Origin of the sequence: Collimonas rhizosphaerae, assembly GCF_038896935.1 — a bacterium.
Lineage (GTDB): Bacteria > Pseudomonadota > Gammaproteobacteria > Burkholderiales > Burkholderiaceae_D > Collimonas > Collimonas rhizosphaerae.
The window spans coordinates 282,551-308,684 of the sequence record NZ_JBANDC010000003.1 but is presented as its reverse complement, the minus strand read 5'-3'; the positions used below and the strand labels follow the sequence as shown (position 1 = coordinate 308,684).

At 61.2% G+C, this 26,134-nt stretch carries 25 protein-coding genes; 15 read left to right on the top strand and 10 right to left on the bottom strand.

Annotated features, from left to right (window positions below; translation table 11 throughout):
* Positions 1 to 8 precede the first annotated feature (8 nt).
* On the bottom strand, positions 9 to 1,832 hold the full coding sequence (locus tag V8G57_RS05865) for a C13 family peptidase (protein ID WP_342828555.1): 1,824 nt from the start codon (positions 1,830 to 1,832) through the stop codon (positions 9 to 11).
* Positions 1,833 to 2,064: 232 nt separating this feature from the next.
* Here V8G57_RS05865 and V8G57_RS05860 point away from each other — a divergent pair, with 232 nt between their 5' ends.
* Together V8G57_RS05860 and V8G57_RS05855 are read left to right on the top strand one after the other, a co-directional pair.
* Positions 2,065 to 2,784 carry a Crp/Fnr family transcriptional regulator gene (locus V8G57_RS05860; protein WP_092401699.1) on the top strand — a complete coding sequence of 240 codons (720 nt, stop codon included), beginning with the start codon at positions 2,065 to 2,067 and terminating at the stop codon, positions 2,782 to 2,784.
* A 210-nt stretch (positions 2,785 to 2,994) separates the two neighbouring features.
* Positions 2,995 to 3,687 carry a Crp/Fnr family transcriptional regulator gene (locus V8G57_RS05855; protein WP_342828554.1) on the top strand — a complete coding sequence of 231 codons (693 nt, stop codon included), beginning with the start codon at positions 2,995 to 2,997 and terminating at the stop codon, positions 3,685 to 3,687.
* A gap of 100 nt (positions 3,688 to 3,787) precedes the next feature.
* Here V8G57_RS05855 and V8G57_RS05850 read toward each other — a convergent pair whose 3' ends face one another.
* Both V8G57_RS05850 and V8G57_RS05845 read right to left on the bottom strand, forming a co-directional pair.
* The gene (locus V8G57_RS05850; protein WP_092401705.1) at positions 3,788 to 4,003 is read right to left on the bottom strand and encodes a glycine zipper 2TM domain-containing protein; all 216 of its coding nucleotides are present in this window, start codon (positions 4,001 to 4,003) and stop codon (positions 3,788 to 3,790) included.
* Between the two features lie 117 nt (positions 4,004 to 4,120).
* A complete protein-coding gene (locus V8G57_RS05845; RefSeq protein ID WP_342828553.1) occupies positions 4,121 to 4,552 on the bottom strand; it encodes an OsmC family protein in 432 nt (143 codons plus the stop codon).
* A gap of 194 nt (positions 4,553 to 4,746) precedes the next feature.
* Between V8G57_RS05845 and V8G57_RS05840 the strand changes: the two genes are divergently transcribed.
* Positions 4,747 to 5,772: a class I fructose-bisphosphate aldolase gene (locus V8G57_RS05840; protein ID WP_342828552.1), complete on the top strand. Its 1,026-nt coding sequence runs from the start codon at positions 4,747 to 4,749 to the stop codon at positions 5,770 to 5,772.
* 33 nt (positions 5,773 to 5,805) lie between these two features.
* Here the strand turns inward: V8G57_RS05840 and V8G57_RS05835 are convergent, their stop codons facing one another.
* The 6 genes from V8G57_RS05835 to V8G57_RS05810 form a co-directional block, all read right to left on the bottom strand.
* Positions 5,806 to 7,026, bottom strand: coding sequence for a 6-phosphofructokinase (locus V8G57_RS05835; protein WP_342828551.1), 1,221 nt, complete (start codon positions 7,024 to 7,026; stop codon positions 5,806 to 5,808).
* Between the two features lie 81 nt (positions 7,027 to 7,107).
* A complete protein-coding gene (locus V8G57_RS05830) occupies positions 7,108 to 8,214 on the bottom strand; it encodes a substrate-binding domain-containing protein (RefSeq protein WP_342828550.1) in 1,107 nt (368 codons plus the stop codon).
* 396 nt (positions 8,215 to 8,610) lie between these two features.
* Positions 8,611 to 10,392: a type IV pilus assembly ATPase TfpB gene (tfpB, locus tag V8G57_RS05825; protein ID WP_342828549.1), complete on the bottom strand. Its 1,782-nt coding sequence runs from the start codon at positions 10,390 to 10,392 to the stop codon at positions 8,611 to 8,613.
* 53 nt (positions 10,393 to 10,445) lie between these two features.
* Positions 10,446 to 11,282, bottom strand: coding sequence for a spermine/spermidine synthase domain-containing protein (locus tag V8G57_RS05820; RefSeq protein WP_092401722.1), 837 nt, complete (start codon positions 11,280 to 11,282; stop codon positions 10,446 to 10,448).
* A 132-nt stretch (positions 11,283 to 11,414) separates the two neighbouring features.
* Complete coding sequence (locus V8G57_RS05815) at positions 11,415 to 11,909, bottom strand: DNA-deoxyinosine glycosylase (protein WP_342828546.1); 495 nt, start codon at positions 11,907 to 11,909, stop codon at positions 11,415 to 11,417.
* Positions 11,910 to 11,914: 5 nt separating this feature from the next.
* Positions 11,915 to 12,571 carry a Crp/Fnr family transcriptional regulator gene (locus V8G57_RS05810; protein WP_342828634.1) on the bottom strand — a complete coding sequence of 219 codons (657 nt, stop codon included), beginning with the start codon at positions 12,569 to 12,571 and terminating at the stop codon, positions 11,915 to 11,917.
* 247 nt (positions 12,572 to 12,818) lie between these two features.
* Between V8G57_RS05810 and V8G57_RS05805 the strand changes: the two genes are divergently transcribed.
* The 9 genes from V8G57_RS05805 (at position 12,819) to V8G57_RS05765 (ending at position 22,682) form a co-directional block, all read left to right on the top strand.
* Positions 12,819 to 14,780 (top strand): AMP-dependent synthetase/ligase, encoded by a 1,962-nt coding sequence (locus V8G57_RS05805; RefSeq protein ID WP_342828545.1) that lies wholly within the window; start codon positions 12,819 to 12,821, stop codon positions 14,778 to 14,780.
* A gap of 5 nt (positions 14,781 to 14,785) precedes the next feature.
* Entirely contained in the window at positions 14,786 to 15,670 is an 885-nt protein-coding gene (locus V8G57_RS05800) for an ABC transporter ATP-binding protein (protein WP_342828544.1), read from the top strand.
* 13 nt (positions 15,671 to 15,683) lie between these two features.
* Positions 15,684 to 16,598, top strand: a complete 915-nt coding sequence (locus V8G57_RS05795; protein WP_342828543.1) for a branched-chain amino acid ABC transporter permease — start codon at positions 15,684 to 15,686, stop codon at positions 16,596 to 16,598.
* A 41-nt stretch (positions 16,599 to 16,639) separates the two neighbouring features.
* Positions 16,640 to 17,716 carry a branched-chain amino acid ABC transporter permease gene (locus V8G57_RS05790; protein ID WP_342828542.1) on the top strand — a complete coding sequence of 359 codons (1,077 nt, stop codon included), beginning with the start codon at positions 16,640 to 16,642 and terminating at the stop codon, positions 17,714 to 17,716.
* A gap of 58 nt (positions 17,717 to 17,774) precedes the next feature.
* Positions 17,775 to 19,097, top strand: a complete 1,323-nt coding sequence (locus V8G57_RS05785) for an ABC transporter substrate-binding protein (RefSeq protein WP_342828541.1) — start codon at positions 17,775 to 17,777, stop codon at positions 19,095 to 19,097.
* Between the two features lie 60 nt (positions 19,098 to 19,157).
* Positions 19,158 to 19,961, top strand: a complete 804-nt coding sequence (locus V8G57_RS05780; protein WP_092394280.1) for an ABC transporter ATP-binding protein — start codon at positions 19,158 to 19,160, stop codon at positions 19,959 to 19,961.
* A 45-nt stretch (positions 19,962 to 20,006) separates the two neighbouring features.
* Entirely contained in the window at positions 20,007 to 21,254 is a 1,248-nt protein-coding gene (locus V8G57_RS05775; RefSeq protein ID WP_342828539.1) for a phenylacetate--CoA ligase family protein, read from the top strand.
* A 7-nt stretch (positions 21,255 to 21,261) separates the two neighbouring features.
* Positions 21,262 to 22,011 (top strand): SDR family oxidoreductase, encoded by a 750-nt coding sequence (locus V8G57_RS05770; RefSeq protein ID WP_342828538.1) that lies wholly within the window; start codon positions 21,262 to 21,264, stop codon positions 22,009 to 22,011.
* A 218-nt stretch (positions 22,012 to 22,229) separates the two neighbouring features.
* Complete coding sequence (locus tag V8G57_RS05765) at positions 22,230 to 22,682, top strand: outer membrane lipoprotein (RefSeq protein ID WP_092394271.1); 453 nt, start codon at positions 22,230 to 22,232, stop codon at positions 22,680 to 22,682.
* Positions 22,683 to 22,764: 82 nt separating this feature from the next.
* Here the strand turns inward: V8G57_RS05765 and V8G57_RS05760 are convergent, their stop codons facing one another.
* Entirely contained in the window at positions 22,765 to 23,382 is a 618-nt protein-coding gene (locus tag V8G57_RS05760) for a helix-turn-helix domain-containing protein (RefSeq protein WP_342828537.1), read from the bottom strand.
* A 65-nt stretch (positions 23,383 to 23,447) separates the two neighbouring features.
* On the opposite strand from V8G57_RS05760, the gene kbl reads away from it, so the two are divergent.
* The 3 genes from kbl to V8G57_RS05745 all read left to right on the top strand — a co-directional run bounded on the left by kbl (position 23,448) and on the right by V8G57_RS05745 (position 26,119).
* Positions 23,448 to 24,671: a glycine C-acetyltransferase gene (kbl, locus tag V8G57_RS05755; RefSeq protein ID WP_342828536.1), complete on the top strand. Its 1,224-nt coding sequence runs from the start codon at positions 23,448 to 23,450 to the stop codon at positions 24,669 to 24,671.
* 11 nt (positions 24,672 to 24,682) lie between these two features.
* Positions 24,683 to 25,648 carry an NAD-dependent epimerase/dehydratase family protein gene (locus V8G57_RS05750; RefSeq protein ID WP_342828534.1) on the top strand — a complete coding sequence of 322 codons (966 nt, stop codon included), beginning with the start codon at positions 24,683 to 24,685 and terminating at the stop codon, positions 25,646 to 25,648.
* A 252-nt stretch (positions 25,649 to 25,900) separates the two neighbouring features.
* A complete protein-coding gene (locus tag V8G57_RS05745; RefSeq protein WP_144736926.1) occupies positions 25,901 to 26,119 on the top strand; it encodes a FitA-like ribbon-helix-helix domain-containing protein in 219 nt (72 codons plus the stop codon).
* Positions 26,120 to 26,134: the final 15 nt, after the last annotated feature.

Sequence of the window (26,134 nt, the reverse complement as noted above, 5' to 3'; positions counted from 1 at the left end):
GCCCTGCGTCAGCGGGGCGGCACGGCTATCGGAGCCTGCTTGGCATTGCCCGCCGGCGCAACGGTTTTCAGCTGCGCCTGCCATGTCTTCAGGTACTGGTCGATCGCGGCGGTGTGATATATCTGCGGTTCCGAATGCATTACGCCGCCGCCTTTGCCTGCGCTCTTGATGTCGTCGTTTTCCCAGGTGGCGACCAGGGCCTTGGCTTTGTCGAAGGCCGCGCTGAAGGAGGCGCTGCCGGGCAGGGACTTCTGGAAGAACGCCCGGCCGAAGTAGGTGAAGTCATTGTCGTCGGCGCAGCCGAAAGAAGTGCGGTCAGGGCGGGCGGCGGCAATCACCATCGTGCGCTCGTCTTTTAATGGGGGGATGAAACCGCCCGCATAGCAGGCCGACACTACCACCACCTTCCAGCGTATGCCGGACTCCGCCAGCATTTTCCCCAGTTCCGCCGCCTTGAGATAGCGCAGCTCCAGGCCGTTCTGGGACAGCATCAGTTCATGGTCGCGCGAACCGTGGCTGGTCAGGTACAGGAACAGGATGTCGTTCTGCTTGTCCATTTTAGCGGCGATGGCGTTCAGGCTTTCGCGGATGCTGGTGACTGTCGCCATCGGCTCCTTGGTAATCGTGTTGCGGCTGTTGACCAGCACCACCGAGCGTCCCTGGGTGCCGAAATCGCGGTCGAACTGCGTGCGCACAAAATCCGTCTCGCGGTGAAATACTTCCTGCGAACCGTCGCCGGCGACAGCCAGCAGGTACATGTTGACCTTGCCCGGCTCACGCGGCGCGACCGCCGCCAGGGTCTTGTCGAGCAGGGCGCGCTGCTGGTACAGCGCGGTTTCCAGGTTCAGCTTGGCTTGCGCTTCAGCCGTAGCATCTTCCAGGACGCCTTCGCTCCAGATGCCACTGTCCTTGGTGCGGCCGTCTTTTTGCGGAGAAGCATAAGTCAGCGTGCCTTCGCCTTCATAGAAACCATACGAGAAATTTCCTGTATACCGGTCGCCTTTGGCATTCCGGAAAATCCCTTGCCCGTGGTATTTCCAGTTCTTGAATCCGCCCTGGTAGCTGCTGCCGTCCTTGCCGGCATAGCGTCCTTGCCCGACCAGGCGGCCGTCAGCAAACATGCCTTCGTAGACGTTGCCGCGGATATCGGTCAGCCGGCCGCCGCCGTGCGGCAGCCATTTCTTGAAGGCGCCTGCATAACGCGAGCCGTCCTGCCTCTGGTAGATCCCATATCCGGCGAATTCTCCCTTGTCGAATTCGCCCTCGTAGAATTCTTCACCCTTTACCTCATACCGTCCCTTGCCCTGGAATTGGCCGTCGGCGAATTCGCCCTTGTAGGTTCGCCCGTTGGTGTACTTGATTTCCCCTTTGCCGGCATAGGTTCCGTGCTTGAACTGCCCGGTATACTCGCCGTCCTTGGCCGTCAGCTTGCCGAAGCCGTCGAATTCGTTGTTGGCGAAATGTCCGACGTACACCGAACCGCTGGGGTCGACCGCGCGGCCCTGGCCGGACCGCATGCCATCCTTGAACTCGCCTTCGTACAGGTAGCCGGGATCTATACGGTATTTTCCTTTTCCTGAAAATAGTCCTTTTTCAAAGCCGCCCTCGTAAACAGCGCCATTCGCCCATTCCATTTTTCCCTGGCCCTGCAGCTTGCCGTCTGCCAGCTGGCCATAATATTTGCCGCCGTCGGGAGTAATGGCGTCCGGGGCGGATGGTGCGGCTGCAACGCCGGCGGCCAGGAAGCCTGAAAAAAACACGCATATCGCAGCCGTGCTTGCTGCAGTCAGCATTCGGTTGCGATGGCCAATGATGACTTTGTTGTTATGCATATATTTCCCTGTTCCCGATGATTTTCAGACGCTGCAAGTTGCGGCATGGAAATTTACCACGAGATATTGTCTTTTTGCATAAAAATCCCGGCACTGCCGCAATCAGCAATGTTTTAGGCATCAGCGGCGCGCCGGCTTTGTGCACTAGCGTACACACCCGTCGGCCAGGCGACTATACTCAAAATTCCGGCAGCAGCATTTCCAGAGGTTAAATCCGCTTTGGAGTTTCATTATGGACAAGTCTCCAGACCCCAGAAAGAATCACCTGCTGGCCGCGCTTCCCGACGCAGAATGGCAACGCTGGCTGCCGCAGCTGGAACCGGTCGAGATGCCGCTCGGCCAGGTATTGTATGAATCGGGCAGTACGCTGAGTTATGTCTATTTCCCGACGACTTCCATCGTTTCGCTGCTGTACCTGCTGGAAAACGGCGCCTCGGCCGAGATCGCGGTGGTCGGGAACGAGGGCATTGTCGGCGTTTCCTTGTTCATGGGTGGTGAATCCACGCCCAGCAGGGCGGTGGTGCAAAGCGCCGGCCACGGTTTTCGGTTAAGGGCGCGCTCGATGATAGACGAGTTCAACCGCGCCGGTCCGGTATTGCACCTGCTGTTGCGCTATACCCAGGCGCTGATCACCCAGATGTCGCAGACGGCGGTATGCAACCGGCACCATACGCTGGACCAGCAGCTGTGCCGCTGGCTGCTGCTGAGCCTGGACCGGCTGCAAGGCAACGACCTGGTGATGACGCAGGAACTGATCGCCAACATGCTTGGCGTACGCCGGGAAGGCGTCACCGAAGCTGCCGGCAGCCTGCAGGCAGCCGGGCTGATCCGCTACGTGCGCGGCCACATCACGGTGCTGGACCGGCCGGGGCTGGAGAAACGTACTTGTGAATGTTATGCGGTGGTCAAGAAAGAATGCGACCGCTTGCTGCCTGACAAACTGGCGATCTGACATAGCATCGGCCGCAGCGCTGCCGCAGTTGCGCCTGCCTATTGCAGGGATGGCGCGTCGATTCAATCTCCGTTATGTGCGCTAGCAGACGGTCAGCCGCGGCTGCCTGCAGCACACTGCCAGTACTACCCCGACATCGTATTCGCCAATAACACGATCTTCATCTCGGCTCGTCAAGCTGATGGGCCGGCAATATACCGGAGAACCAGTTTGGGCACCGTCGAGAATCATCTGATCGAGCTGCTTCCGCGCAAGGATCGCCTGCATTTGCTGGGCGTCAGCGAACCAGTGGAGCTGGAGCTGGGCGAAGTGCTGTGCGAGCCCGGCCACGTTATCCGCCATGTGTATTTTCCTGTCGAAGCGTCGATTTCCCTGATTGCGCACATTGCGGGCAGTCCTGGGGTCGAGGTCGGCATGGTGGGGCGGGAAGGCATGCTGGGAGCGCAGATGGCGCTGGGCGTGGCGACCGCGCCGGTGCACGCCGTGGTGCAAAGCCCGGGGGTGGCGCGGCGCATCGGCGCCAATGATTTCCGCAGCGAACTGGCGCACAGTCCGGCTTTGCTGAAAGGCATGCATCAATACCTGTATGTCCGCATGGCGCAGATGGCCACTTCGGCCGCCTGCCTGCGTTTTCATCTGATCGGTCCGCGCCTGGCACGCTGGCTCCTGATGAGCCAGGACCGGGCCCATTCCGACAGTTTCCGGGTCACCCACGAATTCCTGGCCGCTATGCTCGGGGTGCGCCGCGAGGGCATCACCGCAGCGGCCAGCGCCTTGCAGCGCAGCGGGCTGATCGAATACCGGCGCGGCAACCTCAAGGTGATCGACAGGCTTGGACTGGAGGCGGCGGCATGCGGCTGTTATGCCGTTGAACGGCAGGTTTATGCAGCGTTGCTGTGTTGAGGGCCTGAGGGCCAATAGCTATGACCCAAGCCGCGGCATGCCATTTTCATGGCAAGACGCAGGCAAGCCCGCTGCCAGCAAGCGTGCCGGGCCTGGCCGGTTATTTCCCGATTTCGTGACCGATCACGCCGCCGACTGCGGCGCCGCCAACCGTACCAAGGGCGCTGCCGTTGGTTAATACCGCACCGCCCACAGCGCCTACGCCTGCGCCGATTGCTGTGTTCTGTCCGCGACGCGACATGCCGTCGCATGCGCCCAGGCCAAGCAACATGACAACAGTGATTGCCGTGGCAGTAAGTTTTTGCATGGTTTTCATAGGAATACCTCTTTATCGATACGCGGTCGCAGGGAAATGCCCTGGCCTTGGAGTCAACAGTAGCGCTAAAACCGGCCATGGTCGGTGCGCTGGCGCACCTAAGCCGGGATTCTGGATTCAGGCTTCCAGTCTTGCATCCAGGGTAATCTTGGCGTTCAGCAGTTTTGAAACCGGGCAACCCGCCTTGGCCTTGTTCGCCGCTGCCTCGAAGCTTGCCTGGGTCGCCCCGGGAATCCGGGCGCTCAGGTCCAGGTGAACCGCGGTAATCGAGAAGCCGCCGTCGATTTTCTCCAGCGTCACCGCGGCGCTGGTCTTGATGCTTTCCGCTGTCATGCCGGCTTCACCCAGCTGCGCCGCCAGGGCCATGCTGAAACAGCCGGCGTGCGCCGCTCCGATCAATTCTTCCGGATTGGTGCCGGGACCGTCTTCGAAGCGGGTAGTGAAGCCATATTGCGCATCGGCCAGCACGCCGCTTTGCGTCGAGATACTGCCTTTGCCATCCTTGAGGCCGCCGGCCCAGGCAGCTGATGCTGTACGTTTCATAGCCATGTCTCCTTGGTGAAAAAAGGTCGTCCATTGAATGCCCTTGGCTACAGTCTCATGCCGTACCGGGAAACGTCAGTTCGATAGCCAACATAGCCATCCCGTAACCTGGCGCCGGCGGTTGCCATGCCGCTGCATTCGTGGCAGCATGGTCGCGAAGACTTTTTGCAGTCTGCAGTCATCACTGGGAGTAACCAGCAATGAATATCGACGAGCTGAAGTCGGTGGCTAGCGCCATCGTGACAGGGCAGAAAGGCATCTTGGCGGCGGACGAAAGCGGGCCGACCATCAAGAAACGGTTTGACGCCATCAAACTGGAATGCAGCGAGGAAAGCCGTCGCCGCTATCGTGAAATCCTGTTTACCACCGAGGGCGTCGAGCCCTATCTTGGCGGGGTCATCCTGTACGATGAAACGCTGCGCCAGAGCGGCGCCGACGGCACCCCGTTTGCCGAATTGCTGGCGCGCCGCGGCATCCTCCCCGGCATCAAGGTCGATAGCGGCGCCAAGCTGCTGGCCTTGCATGCCGGCGAGAAAATCACCGAAGGACTGGACGGCTTGCGCGAGCGCCTGCAGGAATACCAGCAGCTGGGAGCGAAGTTCGCCAAGTGGCGCGGCGTGATCGAGATCAGCGAGCAGGGCATTCCGACGCTCTCCGCGATACAGGCAAACGCCCACGCCCTGGCGCGTTATGCCGCACTGTGCCAGGAGGCCGGTATCGTGCCGATCGTCGAACCGGAAGTGCTGATGGACGGTTCGCACGATATCGTGCGTTGCGAGGCAGTGACTTCGCAGGTGCTGGAAATCGTGTTTGCCGAACTGGATAACCAGCGCGTTGTGTTCGAGGGTATGCTGCTCAAGCCGAACATGGTGATCGCCGGCATGAAATGCCCGCAGCAAGCCGGTGTGCAGCAAGTTGCCGAAGCCACCATGCGCTGCCTGGAGCGTCATGTGCCGCCGGCGGTGTCCGGCATCGTGTTCCTGTCAGGCGGCCAGAGCGCGCAAGACGCGACCGCGCACTTGAACGCCATGAACCTGCTTGGCGCGCATCCGTGGCCGGTCAGTTTCTCTTATGGGCGAGCATTGCAGGCGCCGGTGCTGACAACCTGGAAGGGCCAGGAACAGAACGTGGCCGAAGCGCAAAAAACCTTCTTGCGCCGCTGCCGGCTGAACGGCCTGGCGCACCTCGGCCAGTACGACAGTTCGATGGAGAATGCACCCGCATGAGGCGCCGCATCCCGCGCCTTGGCAAGGCGCGGGTCAGCCAGTCCTGTTCCGTATTTTTGCGACGGCGGGCGAACGCAGGCGGAAGCCGTCCGGCATGCCTGAGCCTAGCAGCGGCTGCAGGTACAGCCGGAAGGCGTCGGTGACGTCGGTGCCGCTGGCGGCGATCAATTCATCTTCCATCACGCGCGTCTTGCCTGCCACCACATCCAGGTCCAGCAATTCATAGTTGACCGCATAAGCGCCGCTGCGCTTGATGGCGACGGTGCCGTTGCGGTTTTCATGAAGCGCGAACTGCAGCGCTTTTTCGCCGACCTCGCGCGCTTCGCGCTGGTCCACATCCGAGACGCAACCCATGAACGAGCGCTGCAGGTAGCCGAAGGTATCGCCGCGCACGCGCTTGATGTTCAGTTTCGACTTGATCTCTTCGCACAGCAGGTCAGCCAGCGCGCCGTTGCCGGACAGCTGCACATTGCCATGGGCGTCGCGCTCCACCGTCTTCGCCAGCAGGCTGGCGATAGGCGTGCCGGATGCGTCGTGTATGCCTTCGGAAACGGCAATCACGCAGCGGCCGTGGCGCTGGTAGGCTTGCTTGACGTCGGCCAGGAAATTCTCCAGTACAAACACCCGTTCCGGCAGGTAGATCAGATGCGGCCCGTCATCGGCAAACTTCCTGCCCAGCGCCGCCGCCGCCGTCAGGAAGCCGGCGTGCCGGCCCATCACCACGCCGACATAGACGCCGGGCAGGGCGGCGTTATCCAGGTTGGCGCCGGCAAACGCCTGCGCTACGAAGCGCGCGGCCGATGGAAAGCCTGGCGTGTGATCGTTGCTGACCAGGTCGTTGTCTATGGTTTTCGGAATGTGGATGCAGCGCAGGGGAAAGGCCAGCTTTTCCGCTTCCAGGCTAAGGATGCGCAGGGTGTCGGATGAATCGTTGCCGCCGATGTAGAAGAAGTGGTTGATCTGGTGCGCCTGCAGCACCTGGATGATTTCCTGGCAATACTTGAGGTCGGGTTTGTCGCGCGTCGAACCTAGCGCGGAAGAGGGGGTGTTGGCCACCAGCTCCAGGTTGCTGCTGGTTTCCTGGCCCAGGTCCAGGAAGTCTTCGTCGACGATGCCGCGCACGCCGTTGCGGGCGCCGTACACCAGGTCGACATTGGACACCCCGTGTGCCGCCAGCACTACTCCCACCAAAGACTGGTTGATGACGGCGGTCGGGCCGCCGCCTTGCGCGATAAGGATTCTTCTCGAATGCATCTGATTTCTCCTTGGACCATGGTTGAACCGAGCTGTCGTCCGTCGATTCTACCTCCATCGCGCAAGCGCCGGCCAATCGCGTTATTTCCCCCAGATTTTCTTGTACTCGCTGCGGTAGCCGTTATTCGGTTCGAAGGTGTTTTGCTGGCCGCCGTGGAAGGCGATGTTCTGCTCCGTCACCAGGTAAGCCGGGGTGGCGTAGGAACTGGCTTTTTCGCCGGAAAACGAGCGGTTCAGCTCGTCGACGATTTGCCAGCCTTGCTGGCTGAACGGTTCCGGCACCGTGGCGAGCTGCACCGTCTTGCTGCGGATGCGCTGGTAGGCCGATTCGGAACCTTCGCCGGCGGACAGCGCCTCGATCTTGCTGCTGGCGATGACCGCGGCCGCGGCCGGCGTCGCCAGCAGGTCAAGGTAATTGTCGTTGACGCCGATGACGTGCGTCCACTTCTTGCCGAAGCGCTGCGCCAGCGCCGTCAGGATGGCAGGCATCTTGTCGGCGCTGGTGGTGGCCGGCAATGCCTCCACGCTGAGCAGGCTGCAGCTGCGGCACTGCTTGATCACCGACGCCACTTCGTTCGACTTCGATTGCGCGTACAGGCTGTTCGGATCGGTGAAGACGACCACCCCGGCCTTGCCGTTGGAGTTGACCACGCCCAGCAAGGCCGCAATCGTCGCTTCCTCTTTCGGATCGGCGGTGACATTGGTAAACAAGCCGTCGCTCGGGCCTATCCTGGTGGATGCATGCCAGCCGACTACCGGCACGCTCTGGGTGTGGGCGGCATTCATTTCCTTGGGCTGTTCGTTGGCGTCGATGCCGGCCAGGACGATGCCGTTCGGCTTCAGCGCCAGCGCTCGGCTGAAGGCTTCCGCGTGCTTGCTGTTGACGCCCCAGCAATCGATCACGAACACGTCCCAGCCGGCTACCGCCGCCGCTTCCTTGAGGCCGTTGGCGACGCGCAGGACGCTGTTGTTCTTCAGGTTTGACGCGATCAGCACAATCGATTTTTTCTGGGCTGCGATTTTCGGTCCGCTGGTGGGGCCGTCCCAGCTGGTTTTGAAGGCCATCGCCTTGGCGACCCTGGCATTGGCGCGGTTCAGGAACAAGGTCGGATCTTCCTGTGCGAACGCGGAACTGACGAGGCCGAAGACAAGTGCTACCGTTACGAAATTAAAGTGTGTCAATTTCATTATTTTTATCCGGATTTGACTGCGTATGGTCGGAGCGGATTTCCCGCCTGTCTTTTTTATTGCAAACTAATCGTTGCAGACTACTCCCTGTATTGCAAAATGCACACATCTCCCTGAGCCAGTGCTGACGCCGCTTTCAAGCAAAATGACAAGCTCGGAAGACGGTGCCGGCAATAGCGTGCCTTAGCTTACGCAAAGGTTAAATCATTGTCTATTGGAAATCAGTTCCAGGATCGGCAAGAGCGTTTTTTTCTGTCCGGATATTTATTATTTTAATAATTTTTTGTGCCGCCGCAGGCCGGGCTTGCGCCAAGGAAAGGTAAACGGACAAAGGGCTGCCCGTCATCCGGACGGGCAGCCCTTTATGGTTCACAGCGATGCAGGCAAGTTGCCGCTTCAGGTCAGCGCCGAGGTGACTTTCAAGACTTCTTCCACCGTGGTGACGCCTTCCAGCACCTTCAGCGCGCCAGCCAGGCGCAGGGGTTTCATGCCATCGCTGATGCTCTGCTGCTTCAGCGCATGGATGTCGGTTTCGGTCTGGATCAGTTTGGAGAACGGCTGGGTCACGGTCAGCAGCTCGTACAGGCCGGTGCGTCCGCGGTAGCCGGTCTGGCGGCATTCCGGGCAGCCGACCGGATGGTAGACGTTGGCCGGCTTGGGCACGTTCCAGTTTTCCGCCAGCGTGGCCCAGACGTCGTCGGCGACCTGGCCGTCGGGGCTCTTGCAATGGGTGCAGAGCGTGCGCACCAGGCGCTGCGCCATGATGCCGATCAAGGTGGTTTCCAGCAGGTAGTAGGGCACGCCCAGTTCCAGCAGCCGCATCACGGCCGACGGCGCGTCGTTGGTATGCAGGGTCGACAGCACCAGGTGGCCGGTGAGGGCGGCCTGGATCGCCATTTCGGCGGTTTCCAGGTCACGGATTTCGCCCACCATGATGATGTCCGGATCCTGCCGCATCAGGGCCCGCACGCCGTCGGCGAAAGTCAGGTCGATGCCATGGTTGACCTGCATCTGGTTGAACGAAGCTTCCACCATTTCGATCGGGTCTTCCACCGAACAGACATTCACCTCGGAAGTGGCGAGCGCCTTGAGCGTGGTGTACAGCGTCGTGGTCTTGCCGGAGCCGGTGGGGCCGGTCACCAGGATGATGCCGTGCGGACGCTTGGTCAGCGCATCCCAGCGCAAGGCGTCGTCGACCGGAAAACCCAGTTCCGGCAAGGTCTTGACCACCACCTCCGGATCGAAAATCCGCATCACCAGTTTCTCGCCGAAGGCAGTCGGCAGGGTAGACAGACGCAGCTCGATTTCCTGGCCGCCGGCGGTACGGGTCTTGATGCGGCCGTCCTGCGGCCGGCGCTTTTCGATCACGTCCATCCGTCCCAGCAGCTTGATGCGCGCGGTCATGGCGATCATGACTACCGCCGGCACCTGGTACACCTGGTGCAGGACGCCGTCGATGCGGAAGCGGATGGCGCTGAAGTCGCGCTTGGGTTCCATGTGGATGTCGGAAGCGCGCTGCTCAAACGCGTACTGCCACAGCCAGTCGACGATGTTGACGATGTGCTGGTCGTTGGCGTCGACCTGCTTGTTCGACTTGCCGAGCTCCACCAGCTGCTCGAAGTTGTTGCGCAGCGCCAGTTCCTGGCCGCCCGATTTATGGGCGCTCTTGATCGATTTCGCCAGCGTGAAGAACTGCGTGATGTATTGCGTGATATCGAGCGGATTGGCGATCACCAGGCGGATATTGCGGCGCGAAATCTTGGCGATTTCCGCTTGCCATTCGGTGCGGAACGGCTCGGCGGTGGCGATCACCAGGTCGGTCAGGCTCAGTTCGACCGGCAGGATATTGAAACGGGTGGCGTAGCTGGCGGACATGACATCGGCCACCTTGGCGAAATCGATCTTGAGCGGATCGATCCGGTAGAACGGCATCTGCACCTGGCGCGCCAGCCACTCGGTCAGCCATTCGAGGGTGATGGCGCGGTGCGGCGGCAGCGCCGACTGGCGCTTGCACTGGGCCACCGCGTTGAGCGGATGGATCGCGATCGGAGCGTTGCGGAAAATGCCTTGCGCCTGGGTATAGAAGGCTTTGACATCGTTCTTGTCGACCGTGCCGTCGTTCAGCAGCCAGGTGAAGATCTGCTGCAGGTCTAGTATTTTGGGCGGAGCAGTATTCATTGCGATGGAAGTATCGATTGGTTGAGCAGCATGGGTTGGTCCAGCCTAGCCTGTTACTGTGGCGAATGCCAGGCTTTCAAGCCGTTGACCCAGGATTTGGCAGGCAGCTTGGTGGCTGCGGTAATTTCGGCGGCGCGTTCATACAAGGCGCTGAAATCTACCGGCGGGGTTTTCTTGAAAGCGATGGCGATGACATTGCCTTCATGGACTTCAGGCAGGCACCAGACATCGTCGAAAGCGAACATCATGGCTTTCAGGTTCTTGGCATAGCTGGGGTGGTCGCCGAACAGGTTGACGGTCATGATGCCGTCGTCCTTCAGGCAAGCCGCGCAAGCGCTGTAGAACTCGGGCGTGTCGAGCACCGGGCCGCGCGCGGTGGCGTCGTACAGGTCGACCTGCAGGGCGTCGATGCTGCCGTGGTTGAGCGGATCCATGACGAAATCCATGGCGTCCATCTCGAGCACCGACAGCCGTTCGTCGTCGGGCGGCAGCTTGAACATGGAGGCGCAGATCGCCAGCACAGACGGGTTCAGCTCAATCGCGGTGACGCGCGCGGCGGGGAACTGGCGGTAGCTGAACTTGGTCAGCGCCGCGGTGCCCAGGCCCAGCTGCACTATGTGCTGCGGCTCCGGGTTGAACAGCATCCAGGCCATCATTTGCTGGGCGTACTCGAGCTCCGGCCAGTCCGGCTTGCGCAGCCGCATCGCGCCTTGCACCCACTCGGTGCCGAAATGCAGGAAGCGCACGCCGTCCTGCTCGGACAGCGTGACCGGTGCAAACTTGGGTTTGCGCGGCGGTTTTGGCGTGTCTTTTTTTGCAACTTCGGAACGTTTGCGCGGGCCATCCATGCGGTTGGCGTCGGCTTCTATGGATTTGCGTTTGATCAGCATTAGAGAAATAAATAGCGTCAGGTAAAAATGTAGGGCAATGATACCGTGCCCCGGCGGCAACTAGCGCTAAATATTGTCTGATCAGGAGGGGCAACGATGCCCGTGGTCGCTACGGCTTATTTTTGTAACCGCTCAGGCCAGGCAGTCTCGCAGAGCCAGCCAGGCTTCCAGCTTTTCCGCATATGGCCGGGTATAGGCCGGGCTGCTTGAAGGGAGCAGTATGATGCGGTAGTCCGCGGCCCGCGGTCCCAGCGCCTTCAGTCCGAGCTTGGCGGCGGTGCCGCCGTTGAAGGCGATCGCGGTCAGTTGCGGCAGCGATGCGGCGAGGGTGGGCAGGTCGTTGTGCACATGGTCGCGGATGTTGCTGTCGAGGCTGCCGTCGCGCCGCGCTTCCGCCACCACGTCCCACAAGCCTACATGCCTGGCCAGCAGGGCTTGCAGCCGGTCGGCATACGGCAACGCCGGCAGGTCGGCGCCGGTCACTTCCGCCAGCAGTTTCCAGAAACGGTTTTGCGGATGCGCATAATACTGGCTGTGCGCCAGCGAGACGTTGCCCGGCAGGCTGCCCAATATCAAAAGGCGGACCTGCTCATCCACTACCGGGGGAAAGCTGCGCTTGCGGGTCATCGAGGTCAGGAATGGAACTGGCGCAAGCCGTCCAGGTCGAGGATGGTGATGCTGCCGTAATCGACTTTCAGCAACCCGGCTTTCTCCAGCACCTGCAGCGCCTGGTTGGCGCGCTGGCGCGAGGCGCCGGAAAGATTGCCGACTTCTTCCTGGGAAATCTGCAGCTCGCGGCCTATGCCGGGATTCAGGTAGGGATTGAACAGCGCCGCCAGGCAGCGCGCGACGCGTGCATCGGGTTCCAGCATGCGGTCGTATTCCACCAGCGAGATGAACAGCGCCAGCCGTTCATTCAATTGCGTGACCAGGAAGCGGTTGAACTGGATGCTGTTGTCGAGCAGCCATAGATAGGTGGTTTTCGGCATGTACAGCAGTTCGCTGTCGCGCAGCGCCACCACGTCGTATTTGCGCGGCTCGCTCTTGAGCAGGGAGCCTTCGCCCAGCCAGCCGCCGTTCGCCATGCCGGCAAAGGAAACCGTTTTCCCTTCGGGGGAGACGCTGCTCATCTTCAGCAATCCCTCGTGCACGCCGATCCAGTGCGTGACCGGATCGCCTTTGTGGCAGACGAATGCGCCGCCGGCTATCTTGCGGCTGAACATCTCGGCTTCCACCCGCGCCAGTTGCGCCTCGGTAAGCGAACGCGCCCACATGGTCTTGGCCAGCATGTCTTGGATGGAAGTCTCTTTGATCATTATGATGCGTTGCAATATCGAAAATTTGGCAATTGTCTGCGAGATGACAACCCCATCTCCCGACTCCCACTACTATCATCGCATAAAAGCAGCACGTGACCGGCGGTTACTGTCCGCTAGAGTAAGCGCGACGTAAGCATGCCGGCCCAGACTGACTTGATACGGACAGGCACATGGCTTCGATCTCGTTGCCGTGGGACCAGATAAAAAAGGTGGGACGATGGTGGAGACAACACGACGTCCAGGAGTGCAGACATTTCCGGATCTGCTCCTGAAACATGCACAGGAACGCCCGCAGCAGCCGGCGTTCCGGGAAAAAGACCTCGGTATCTGGCAGGCGACCGGCTGGGCCGAAGTGGCCGCCGAAGTGCGGGCTTTTGCCTGCGGCCTGGCGGCGCTCGGTTTCCGGCGCGGCATGAGCCTGGCGATTGTCGGCAATAACTGCCCGCGGCTGTATTGGGCGATGTCGGCCGCGCAGTGCCTGGGCGGGATGCCGGTGCCGCTGTACCAGGATGCGCCTGCGGCCGACATGGCTTACGTGCTGGACGATGCCGAAATCGATTTTGTGGTGGTGGAAGACCAGGAGCAGGTCGACAAGGTGTTCGAGATCAAGCAGACGCTGCTGCGCATCAGCCGCATCATCGTCGACGATGAACGCGGCCTGCGCAATTACCACCAGCCCGAGTTGTCTTCCTTTGCCAAAGTGGCAGAGATCGGGCGCGCCTACGACCTGGCGCATCCCGGCTTCTTCATGAACGAAGTCGATGCCGGGCGCGCCGACGACATCGCCATCATCCTGTATACCTCCGGCACCACCGGCAAACCGAAAGGCGTCTGCCATTCGCATGCGGCGATGATCACCACCGCGCGGACGCTGGTCGAGTTCGACCAGCTGGACCAGGACGACGACCTGCTGTGCTACCTGCCGCTGGCCTGGGTCGGCGATTTCCTGTATTCGTTTGCGCAGGCGCATGTCGCCGGCTTCTGCCTGAACTGCCCGGAATCGCCGAATACCGTGATGACCGACCTGCGCGAGATCGGCCCGACCTATTATTTTGCGCCGCCGCGCATCTACGAAAATATCCTGACGCAGGTAATGATCAGGATCGAAGACGCCGGCTGGATCAAGCGCAAGCTGTTCCACGGCTTCATGGGGATCGCACGGCGCGTCGGCATACGCATACTCGACAAGAAGCCGGATGTGTCGCTGGCCGACCGCCTGCTGTACGGGCTCGGCAACCTGCTGATCTACGGTCCGCTGAAGAATGTGCTGGGCATGTCGCGGATTCGCGTCGCCTATACCGGCGGCGAAGCGATCGGACCCGACCTGTTCGATTTTTATCGTTCGCTGGGGATCAACCTGAAGCAGCTGTATGGGATGACGGAAACCTGCGTCACCGTGTGCATGCAGCCTTCCGGCGACGTCAAGCTGGACACGGTAGGACGGCCGATGAAAGGCGTGGAAGTGCATATCGACAGCAAGGGCGAAGTGCTGGTGCGCTCGCCCGGCTTGATGAAATCCTATTTCAAGCGGCCCGAGGCCACGGCCGAAGCGATCGATGCCGACGGTTATTTCCATACGGGCGACGCCGGCTTTTTCGACGGCGACGGCCACCTGAAAATCATCGACCGCGCCAAGGATGTGGGCAAGATGGCCGGCGGCACCTTGTTTGCGCCGAAGTATATAGAAAACAAGCTGAAATTCTTCCCCTTCATCAAGGAAGCGGTGGTGTTCGGCAACCGGCGCCAGCAATGCACGGCCTTCATCAACATCGACATGGATGCGGTCGGCAACTGGGCCGAGCGCCGCAACCTGGCTTACAGCAGCTATGCCGACCTGGCCGCGCAGCAGGCAGTGTATGCGCTGATCGCCGGCTGCGTTGAAAAGGTCAACGCCGACCTGGCGCAGGATCCTTTGCTGGCGGCCTCGCAGATCCACCGTTTCCTGATCCTGCACAAGGAACTGGATGCCGATGACGACGAGCTGACGCGCACCCGCAAGGTACGGCGCGACTTCATCGCCGGCAAGTATGCCGTGCTGATCGACGCCTTGTACGGCGGCAAGCAGTCGCAATTCATAGAAACCCTGGTCAAGTTCGAGGACGGCCGGCAAGGCATGATCGCTGCCGACTTGCGGATCGCCGACGCCAAGATTTTTGCCACCATCGATAAAGCAGCCTGAACCCTATGAGCGCGATCATGAAAAGACATGCCACGGCAGAAATCCTCCCGGCAGAACCGGCGCCGCCGGCTCCGGCCCTGCACAAGCCGGAACAGCAGGTCATGGGGCGGGAGCGCAACATCGGCGAAGTGGTGCTGGACCTGCAGAACATTTCGTTGTCCTTCGGCGGCGTCAAGGCGCTTACCGATATTTCCTTCAATGTGAAAGAGCATGAAATCCGCGCCATCATCGGCCCCAACGGCGCTGGAAAAAGTTCGATGATCAATGTCATCAACGGTGTCTACCATCCGCAAAAAGGCAGCATCGTATTCCACGGCGTGCCGCGGCACAGCATGCATCCCAGCAAAGTGGCGCGGCAGGGGATTGCGCGCACCTTCCAGAACATCGCCCTGTTCAAGGGCATGACGGTGCTCGACAACATCATGACCGGCCGCAATACCAAGATGCACTCCGGCCTGCTGGCGAACGCCGTCTGGTGGGGGCGGGCGCGCAACGAGGAAATGCAGCACCGGCGCAAGGTCGAGGAGGTGATCGATTTTCTGGAGATCCAGCATATCCGCAAGACACCGGTCGGGCGCCTGCCTTACGGCTTGCAAAAACGCGTCGAGCTGGCGCGCGCCCTGGCGGCAGAACCCAGCATGCTGCTGCTGGACGAGCCGATGGCCGGCATGAACGTGGAAGAAAAGCAGGACATGTGCCGCTTCATCCTGGATGTCAACTACCAGTTCGGCAGCACCATCGTGCTGATCGAGCACGACATGGGCGTGGTGATGGATATCTCGGACCGCGTGGTGGTGCTTGATTACGGCAAGAAAATCGGCGACGGCACGCCGGAGGAAGTCATGAACAATCCCGAAGTCATCAAAGCCTACCTCGGCAGCTCGCACTGAACGGAGACGACCAATGCAATTTTTCTTTGAAGTGACGCTGAGCGGCTTGCTCTCGGGCCTGATGTATTCGCTGGTGGCGCTGGGCTTCGTGCTGATCTACAAGGCGTCGGGCGTGTTCAATTTCGCCCAGGGCGCCATGGTCTATTTCGCGGCGCTGGCAGTGGTGGGCCTGATGGACAAGGGTTGGCCGATGTGGGCGGCGATCATCGGCGCCTTTGCGGTAATGGTGGGCGTGGCGGTAGCGACCGAGCGCCTGGTGCTGCGCAAGCTGGTCAACCAGCCGCCGATCACCTTGTTCATGGCCACCATCGGCCTGGCCTTTTTCCTGGAAGGACTGGGGCCGATGCTGTTCGGCAGCGAAGTGCGGGCGATCAACCTTGGCATCGTCGACGAGCCTATCGCTTCGGTCATGGACAGTTTCGGCATCGGCATCTCCAAATTCGACCTGTTTGCTTCCGGCATGGTGATCGGGCTGGTGCTATTGCTGGCGCTGTTTTTCCAGAAAACCAAGGTCGGCCGGGCGCTGAGGGCAGTGGCTGACGATCACCAGGCGGCGCTGTCGCTGGGCATCCCGCTGCGCCATATCTGGGTGATTGTCTGGGGCGTGGCCGGTTTCGTTGCGCTGGTTGCCGGTTTGCTGTGGGGTTCGCGCAACGGCGTCCAGTTCGCGTTGACGATGACTGCCTTGAAGGCCTTGCCGGTATTGATACTCGGCGGCTTTACCTCGATCCCGGGAGCGATTGCCGGCGGCCTGATCATCGGCGTCTCCGAAAAGCTGGCCGAGATCTATATCCCGCCGGTCATGCAAGACCTGTTCGGCGGCAATTTCGGCGGTATAGAAGGATGGTTCCCCTATGTGTTTGCATTGCTGTTCCTGCTGGTGCGGCCGGAGGGGCTGTTCGGCGAGCGGCATATCGATCGTGTGTGACGGCCTGCCAACCTGCAAGATGATTCGAACGGAGAAATGCCATGTTTTATCGTGAGGCCGGACAGTTTAAAACCTCGTACATCGCGGATAGCCAGATATTCCCGATCCGCCAGGACCGCATCGGCATGGCCGTGCTGCTGGCGGTCGCCTTTGTCGGCATTCCCCTGGTCGGCAGCGAATACTGGTTTTCGGCGATCCTGATCCCGTTCCTGGTGTTTGCGCTGGCGGCGCTGGGCCTGAACATACTCACCGGCTATGCCGGCCAGCTATCGCTCGGCTCGGCCGCGTTCATGGCGGTGGGCGCCTATGCCGCCTACAACTTCCAGCTGAGGATAGAGGGCATTCCTATCCTGCTGTCCTTCATCCTGGCCGGCTGCTGCGCGGCGGCGGTCGGCGTCCTGTTCGGCCTGCCTTCGCTGCGGATCAAAGGGTTTTACCTGGCGGTGGCGACGCTGGCTGCGCAATTTTTCGTGATCTGGGTGCTGACCAAGTTCCCCTGGTTTTCCAACGACAGTTCTTCCGGCGTGATCAGTGCGCAAAAGATCGACCTGTTCGGCATCGCCATCAACAGCCCGGTCAGGAAATACCTGTTCGTGCTGGCGATTGTCTGCGTGATGGCGCTGCTGGCGAAAAACCTGGTGCGTTCCTCCACCGGCCGCGCATGGATGGCGGTGCGCGACATGGACGTGGCGGCGGAAGTGATCGGCATCCGCCTGATGCAGACCAAGCTGCTGGCGTTTGCCGTCAGCTCGTTTTTCTGCGGCGTGGCCGGCGCCCTGTACGCTTTCTGTTACCTCGGTTCGGTGGAGCCGGACGGCTTTTCGCTGGATTTGTCGTTCCGCATCCTGTTCATGATCATCGTCGGCGGCGTCGGCAGCATCCTCGGCGCTTTCCTCGGTTCCGCCTTCATCCTGCTGCTGCCGATTTTCCTGGATAACGTCTTGCCGCCGCTGGCGGCCTGGCTGCACCTGCCGTTCACCAACGCCACGGTGTCGCATATCCAGATGATGCTGTTCGGCGCCCTGATCATTTTCTTCCTGATTGTAGAACCGCACGGGCTGGCGCGCCTGTGGCAGATCACCAAGGAAAAGCTGCGCTTGTGGCCGTTCCCGCATTGACCGATGCGGCAGTTTTTTTGCAGTCCCGATAACTAGCACGACAAAAGGAGACAAGATAATGAAAAACCTTAAACGGATCATGCTCGCCGTCGCGGCCACAGCCAGCCTGCTGGCGCCGGCCTTGCCGGCGATGGCGCAGGCGAGCGACCAGTTCATTGCGATTCCCAGCTATCGGGTCGGTCCTTACGGCACCAACGGCCAGTCGTATTACGGCGGCTATATCGACTACCTGAGCTACGTCAACCTGAAAGAGGGCGGCATCAACGGCGTCAAGCTGTCCTGGGAAGAGTGCGAAACCGAGTACAACAACGCCAAGGGCGTCGAGTGCTACGAACGGCTCAAGGGCAAGAACCCGGTCACCAAGGGCACCGCCATCAACGCCATGGCGACCGGCATCGCCTATGCGCTGATCGACAAGACGGCGGAAGACAAGGTGCCGCTGCTGATGGTCGGCTACGGCCGTACCGATGCGGTCGACGGCTCGGTGTTCCCGTACGCCTTCCCGCTGGTGACGACCTACCAGATGCAGGTGTCGGCAATCGTCAAATACCTGGCGAGCAAGAACAATGGTTCGCTGGCCGGCAAGAAGATCGTGTTCCTGTACCACGACTCGGCCTACGGCAAGGAGCCGGTCGTGGCGCTGGAAGCCGAGGCGACGCTGGGCAAGTTCAAGCTGGTGCAGATTCCGGTGGCCCATCCCGGCAACGAACAGGGCGCGCAATGGCTGAAGATCCGCCAGGAGAATCCCGACTACGTGATCTTCTGGGGCTGGGGCGTGATGAACCAGACTGCCTTGAAGGCGGCGCAGAAAGTCGGGTTCGCCCGCGACAAGATCATCGGTTCCTGGTGGGCCGGATCTGAGGAAGACACGGTGCCGGCCGGCGACGCCGCCAAGGGCTACCTGAGCGCGACCTGGAATGTGTCCGGCAAGGGCGTGCCGCTGATCGCCGATATCGAAAAGGTGGTGTACGGCGCCGGCAAGGGCAACATGCAGGACAAGGCCAAGATCGGTTCGATCCTGTACAACCGCGGCGTATCGGCGGCACTGGCGACGGTGGAAGCGATACGCACCGCGCAGGCCAAGTACGGCAAGGGCAAGGTGATGAGCGGCGAGGACGTGCGCTGGGGGCTGGAGAACCTCAACATCACCAACGCGCGGCTGCAGCAGCTGGGCGCGTCCGGCCTGCTGCCTGAAATCAAGACGTCCTGCGATAACCATGAGGGATCGGGCAAGATCAAGATCCAGCAATGGGATGGCGGCAAGTGGGTGCTGGTGTCGGACTGGATCGAAGGCAACAAGAACCTGATCCATCCGCTGTTCAAGGCTTCCGCCGCCAAGTATGCCAAGGAAAAAGGCATCACGCCTGCCTGCATGAAGTAGTCCCGGCGTCGGCGCCCGTCCGGGTTGCCGGCGCTTTTTTACCGCATAGCCGAGGAAAGCATGGGTACTGCACTCAACATCAATAATATCGAAGTGATCTACGACCATGTCATCCTGGTGCTGAAAGGGGTGTCGCTGGCGGTGCCGGAAGGGAAGATCGTCGCTTTGCTGGGCGCCAACGGCGCCGGCAAAAGCACGACGCTGAAAGCGATCTCCAACCTGCTGTCGGCGGAGCGCGGCGATGTCACCAAGGGCAGCATCGAATACCGGGGCGAGCGGGTCGACCGCCTGACGCCGAACGACCTGGTCAGGCGCGGCGTGATCCAGGTGATGGAAGGACGCCATTGTTTCGGCCACCTGACGGTGGAAGAAAATCTCCTGACCGGCGCCTATACGCGCCAGGCCAGCAATGTCCAGGTCAAGCGCGACCTGGAAAAGATCTACGATTATTTCCCACGCCTGAAAGAAAGGCGCAAATCGCAGTCCGGCTACACCTCCGGCGGCGAGCAGCAGATGACGGCGATCGGCCGGGCGATGATGGCCAAGCCGTCGATGATCCTGCTGGACGAGCCGTCGATGGGGCTGGCGCCGCAAGTGGTCGAAGAGATTTTCGAGATCGTCAAGGATTTGAACCGGCGCGAAAACGTGTCTTTCCTGCTGGCTGAGCAAAACACCATGGTGGCGCTGCGCTACGCCGATTTCGGCTACATCCTGGAAAACGGCCGGGTAGTGATGGAAGGCGCTGCCAGCGAACTGGCCAGCAACGAAGACGTGAAGGAGTTCTACCTGGGCGTCTCCGGCGCGGGACGCAAGAATTTCCGCGACATGAAATTCTACCGGCGCCGCAAACGCTGGCTGGCTTGACATTACCTCTACGCTGCTCCTCCGTCCACGCATACAGGCCCGCCCATGTCTGACACTCTCGACTTCCTTGAACAACGCCATCCGCTGCAGCGCGAGGCGGACCTGATGAGCGGCTTGCCGCAATTGATCGCGCGGGCGCAAGGCGCGCAGGGCTGGGCGCGCATCCTGCACGGCGTTGCCGCCGGCGAGATCCGCGACCGCGCCGCGCTGGCGCAATTGCCGCTCACGCGCAAATCGGACCTGCATGGACTGCAGGCGCGGCAACCGCCGCTCGGCGCCCTGAACACCACGCCGCACCGCCAGCTGCGCCGCCTGTACGTGTCGCCCGGGCCGATCTTCGATCCCGAGGGATACGGCCAGGACTGGTGGCGTTTTGCGCGGCCGATGCGCGCCCTCGGGCTGCGCGCCGGCGACCTGATACAGAATTGTTTCGCCTACCATTTCACGCCAGCCGCCTTCATGGTCGAAGGAGCGGCCAGCAAGCTGGGCTGCGCGGTGATCCCGGCCGGCATAGGCCAGACCGAACTGCAGGTGCAAGCGATGTCGGCCCTGCGGCCGGATGCCTACGTCGGTACGCCGTCCTTCCTCAAGATCATCATCGAAAAGGCGCGCGAGATGGGCGCCGACATCGGCACCGTGCAACGGGCGCTGCTCAGCGCCGAAGCCTTGCCGCCGTCGCTGCGCCAGTGGTTCCACGACAACGGCGTGCCGCATGTGCTGCAATTGTATGCATCGGCCGACGTCGGTAATATCGCCTACGAGTCGCTCAGCGACGGCCGCCTCAATCCGGGTATGATTCTGGATGAGGATTTGATCCTGGAAATCGTGCGGCCCGGCAGCGGCGACCCGGTTGCCGCCGGCGAGGTGGGCGAGGTAGTGCTGACGTCCTTCAATCCAGACTATCCTCTGATACGTTTCGCCACCGGAGACTTGTCTGCGGTGCTGGAGGGCGTCTCGCCATGCGGCCGCACCAATACCCGCATCAAGGGCTGGATGGGGCGCGCCGACCAGGTAACCAAGGTGCGCGGCATGTTCGTCCACCCGTCGCAGCTGGCTGAAGTGCTGAAGCGTCATCCGCAGGTCCTGAAAGCGCGGCTGGTGGTCAGCGGCGCCATGGCGAGCGATGTGATGACGCTGCATTGCGAAACGCAAGGCGCGCCGGCGTCCGTCGCCGAGCAGGTTGCGGACAGCCTGCGCGATGTGACCAAACTGCGCGGCGAGGTTTTGCTTGTCGCACCGGGCAGCTTGCCGAATGACGGTAAAGTCATCGAGGATGCCCGCAAATACGAATGAGGGCAGCATGTCGAAACAAGTGATCGTGATTACCGGCGGCAGCCGCGGCATCGGCGCCGCCACCGCGCGCCTGGCGGCCGCCCGCGGCTACGCCGTATGTGTCAATTATGTACATAACCGCAGCGCCGCCGAACAGGTGGTCGACGCTATCCGCCAGGCCGGCGGCGAAGCCTTGGCGGTCGCCGGGGATGTCGCGGTGGAGGCCGATGTGCTGAACCTGTTCCAGACCGTGGATGCGCAACTCGGCAGGCTGACCGCCCTGGTCAACAACGCCGGTATCCTGGAGCGGCAGATGCGGGTAGAAGAGATGGACGTAGCCCGTCTGCAGCGTGTGTTCGCCACCAACATCGTCGGCAGTTTCCTGTGCGCCCGCGAAGCCGTGCGGCGCATGTCGACCCGCGTCGGCGGCGAGGGCGGTGCCATCGTCAACCTGTCGTCGATGGCGGCCAAGCTCGGCGGTCCGGGTGAATATGTCGATTACGCCGCCTCCAAGGGGGCGATCGACGCCATGACGGTCGGCCTGGCGAAGGAAGTCGCCGACCAGGGCATCCGCGTCAATGCGGTCCGGCCCGGCGTCATCTATACCGATATCCATGCCAGCGGCGGCGAACCGGGGCGGGTCGACCGGGTCAAGGATACGGTGCCGATGCGGCGCGGCGGCAGCGCCGAGGAAGTGGCGCGCGCGATCATGTGGCTGGTGTCCGACGAGGCATCGTATTCAACCGGCACATTCATCGATGTCGCCGGCGGCCGCTGATGCCGGCGCGCGGGTGAAAAGCGATGCGTTTCTTGCAAAATGCCAGTTGCCTGTAAAAAATTGATAAAATGAGCAGAGTTGGCCAAAACCTGATCCATTGATTCACTGTCCAATGCTGCAAGCAACGGCGCCGTGCCCGGGCAACCCTTCTGTCGGTGCGCTTCGCGGGTTATGCGGCAATTTTTGTGTAAGAGCAATTTATGATGGAGTTATCAAGAATGAAGAACCTGATCGTAGTCGCAGCCATGGTGGCCTTGAGCGGTTGCGCCGTGACGCCGAATTCGGCAAACGTATATACCAGCCGCCAGGCCCAGGGTGAGCAATCGGTGCGCATGGCGGTGGTTGATTCGGTGCGTCCGGTCACTATCGACAAGAACACCGGCGGCGGCGCCGGCACCTTGGCTGGCGGCGCGCTTGGCGCGGTAGGCGCCGGTTCGCTGATCGGCAAAGGCAACGGCTCGATTGCAGCCGGCGTGGTCGGCGCGGTGCTCGGCGGGATTGCCGGCAACCAGGTCGAAAACAACCTGAACCAGCGCCCAGGCCTGGAAATCACCGTACGCCTGAGCAACGGCGAATTGCGCGCCATCACCCAGGATGCCGACGAGCGTTTCAATGTCGGCGACCGCGTGCGTCTGCTGTCGTCGGGCGGCGTTACCCGGGTAACCCACTAAGCGCCGGAGCAAGCGGCGGCAAAGTCAAAAAGGCTGGAAGACATGATTGTCTTCCAGCCTTTTTTATTGATGCCCGGCGTTGTTACTGGCCGTTATGAATCACCACCAGCAGGGCGGTAGCGGCATTCTTGCCGACATTCTTGATGTAGTGGGGGCGGTCTGCCGCATAGCGCGCCGTTTCCCCCACCTTGATCTTGGTGATGTTGCTGCCGCTCTGGACTTCCAGCATGCCGGACAAGACCGTCAGGTGTTCGCGCGAAGCCGGTTCGTGCGCCTCCGAGTCGAGGCAGCCGCCGGGCTCCACCGACAGTTCATACCATTCAAACTGGCCGGCAAGTTCGATCGGCCCCAGGATGCGCAGCACGCAATGGCCGTCGCGCGAGCGCAGCGATGGCGTGGCGTGGCTGGGCAAGGTTTCGATCGAAGCAGGTACAGGCTGGTTGCCGTCGACCAGCAGCGAGATCGGCACGCCGAGGGCGTTGGCCAGCCGCCACACCACGGCCACCGTGGGATTAGCCTGGTTGCGCTCGATTTGCGATAGCATGGACTTGGAGACGCCGGCGCGCTTCGACAAGGCATCCAGCGAAAGCCCGTCGGCCTGGCGCAGCTTGACCAATGTATCGCCGACCTTGGGCGGTGCATCCTCCAAATTTTTCCCCGGATTGCTGCTCATCTGGTTGACAACCTCGTTTTTGTGCATTATCGTGGAATTCTTGTTCGATATATCGAATTGAAGCAATATATTATATAAGATCGAGGCAGACAATGACACAAGACATCAGCACCCAAGCCGGCGCGACTGGCTTCTATGGCCACATGCGCGACGAGCTGGCCGGGATCGAAGCCGCCGGCCTGTTGAAACGCGAGCGCCTGATCCTCGGCCCGCAAGGCGGCAAGATCAATACCGCAAGCGGTGAATTGATCAATCTGTGCGCCAACAATTACCTCGGATTGTCGTCCCATCCGGCCTTGATCAAGGCTGCGCACGCCACCCTGGACAGCCATGGTTTCGGCCTCAGTTCGGTGCGTTTCATCTGCGGCACGCAAGATATCCATCGCGAACTGGAGCAGCGCCTGGCGGTGTTTCTGGGCACCGAGGATTGTATCCTGTACGCCGCCGCGTTCGACGCCAACGGCGGCCTGTTCGAGCCCTTGCTGGGCGAGCAGGACGCCATCATCAGCGATGCCCTCAACCACGCCTCGATCATCGACGGTGTCCGTCTGTGCAAGGCGAAGCGCTACCGCTACGCCCACAACGACATGGAAGACCTGGAGCGTTGCCTGAAGCAGGCCAAGGCCGACAACGCCCGTTTCTCCATGGTGTTTACCGACGGCGTATTTTCCATGGATGGCACCGTGGCGCAGCTCGATGTGATCCGCCGGCTGTGCGACCAATACGGCGCCTTGCTCGGCGTCGACGATTGCCACGCTACCGGCTTCATGGGCGCGCGCGGACGCGGCACGCATGAAGCGCGCGGCATCTTCGGCAAGGTCGACGTGATTACCGGCACCCTCGGCAAAGCCCTCGGCGGCGCCAGCGGCGGTTTCACCGCCGGGCGGCGCGAGGTGATCGACCTGCTGCGGCAACGTTCCAGGCCTTACCTGTTTTCGAACACGCTGATGCCGGCGATCGTCGGCGCTTCGATCGAGGCGCTCAACCTGCTGGAGGCCTCCACCGAACTGCGCGACCGGCTTGAACGCAACACCGTCTATTTCCGCAAAGCCATCACCGACGCCGGTTTCGAGATCAAGCCGGGGACCCATCCGATCGTGCCGCTGATGGTGTACGACGCGGTGGTGGCGCAGAACCTGTCGCGCCGCCTGTACGAGCTGGGCGTCTACGCCGTCGGTTTCTTCTATCCGGTGGTGCCGCAGGGACAGGCGCGGATCCGGGTGCAGATGTCGGCAGTCCATGACGAAGCGACATTGCAGCGCGCCGTGGGCATTTTCCGGCAAGCCGGCGAAGAGCTGGGCTTGGTAAAAAACTGAAGAGACGAACGATGAAAAAAATATTGGTAATCGGCGCCAACGGCCAGATCGGCACCGAACTGACGACGGCGCTGGTCAAGCTGCATGGCGCAAAACAGGTGGTCGCGAGCGATATACAAGCCCTGGGCCGGCACCAGGAACTGGCCTACGAAAAACTGGACGTGACCGACGCCCAGCGCCTGGCCGAAGTGGTGCAGCAGCACGGCATCGGTGAAATCTACCACCTGGCGGCCGCCTTGTCGGCCAAAGGCGAGGAGCATCCCGAGTGGGCCTGGAACCTGAACATGACCGGCCTGCTGAACGTGCTGGAAGTGGCGCGCCAGGCCAAGCTGTCGAAAGTGTTCTGGCCCAGTTCGATCGCCGCTTTCGGCCCTTCGACGCCGCGCGACAATGCGCCGCAGGTCGGCGCCATGGATCCCAAGACCGTCTACGGCATCTCCAAGCTGGCGGGCGAGCACTGGTGCAGCTGGTATGCGGAAAAATACGGCATGGATATCCGCAGCCTGCGTTATCCGGGCTTGATCAGCTATTCCGCCGAACCGGGCGGCGGCACCACCGACTACGCGATCCAGGCCCTGTTTGCAGCTGCCGCGGGCCAGAACTACACCAGTTTCCTGGATATCGACAGCACGCTGCCGATGATGTACATGCCGGACGCCGTGCGCGCTACCATCGAACTGATGAGCGCGCCGAAGGAGCAGCTGAAGGTGGCCGGTTCCTACAACCTGGCGGCGTGGAGTTTTTCGCCGCGCGAACTGGTGGACATCATCAGGCAGCGCTATCCGTCGTTCAGCGTCGCCTATAAGCCGGATTTCCGCCAGGCGATCGCCGATGCATGGCCGCGCTCGATCGACGATTCCAGTGCGCGTGAAGATTGGGCGTGGCGTCCTGCATACAGCCTGAGCGAGATGGTTGACGACATGTTGAAGCACTTGGCCGGACGCAAGCCTGCGAGGCCGGAAAAGCAGGTTGCCTGAATGACGATCGCGGTGGTTTTCCGACGGACATGACCGACAAGCAAGACTGCGCAAGTCGGCGAAAGGGCTGGGGACAATTTGTCTTCCAGCCCTTTTTTATAAGAATTCAATTAATTTCCCCTGTTGTTCACGCAGACGGTGCCTGAAAAAGATATTCTTTGTAAAAAATCAATCATTAGCCGTATCGGATGCTTGCATTGATAGCAGAATTAGCTAGAATGATAGCGTTGCAATCGATTATGAGGTCCGGCAATGGCTACAAACCTGGTGGTTAGAAACGTGGAAGAAGAACTCACCCTGGCACTCAAGCGGCAAGCTGCCTCACATGGCCGCAGCGCCGAAGCGGAACATAGGGAAATCCTGCGCGCAGCGCTGCAGCGGCCTCAACGGCGTTCCTTGGCGGACTTCTTGTCGAGCATGCCGAATGTCGGGGAAGACAACGACTTCGATGCGCGCAAAATGCAAGAATAAATTCAGGAGTAAAGC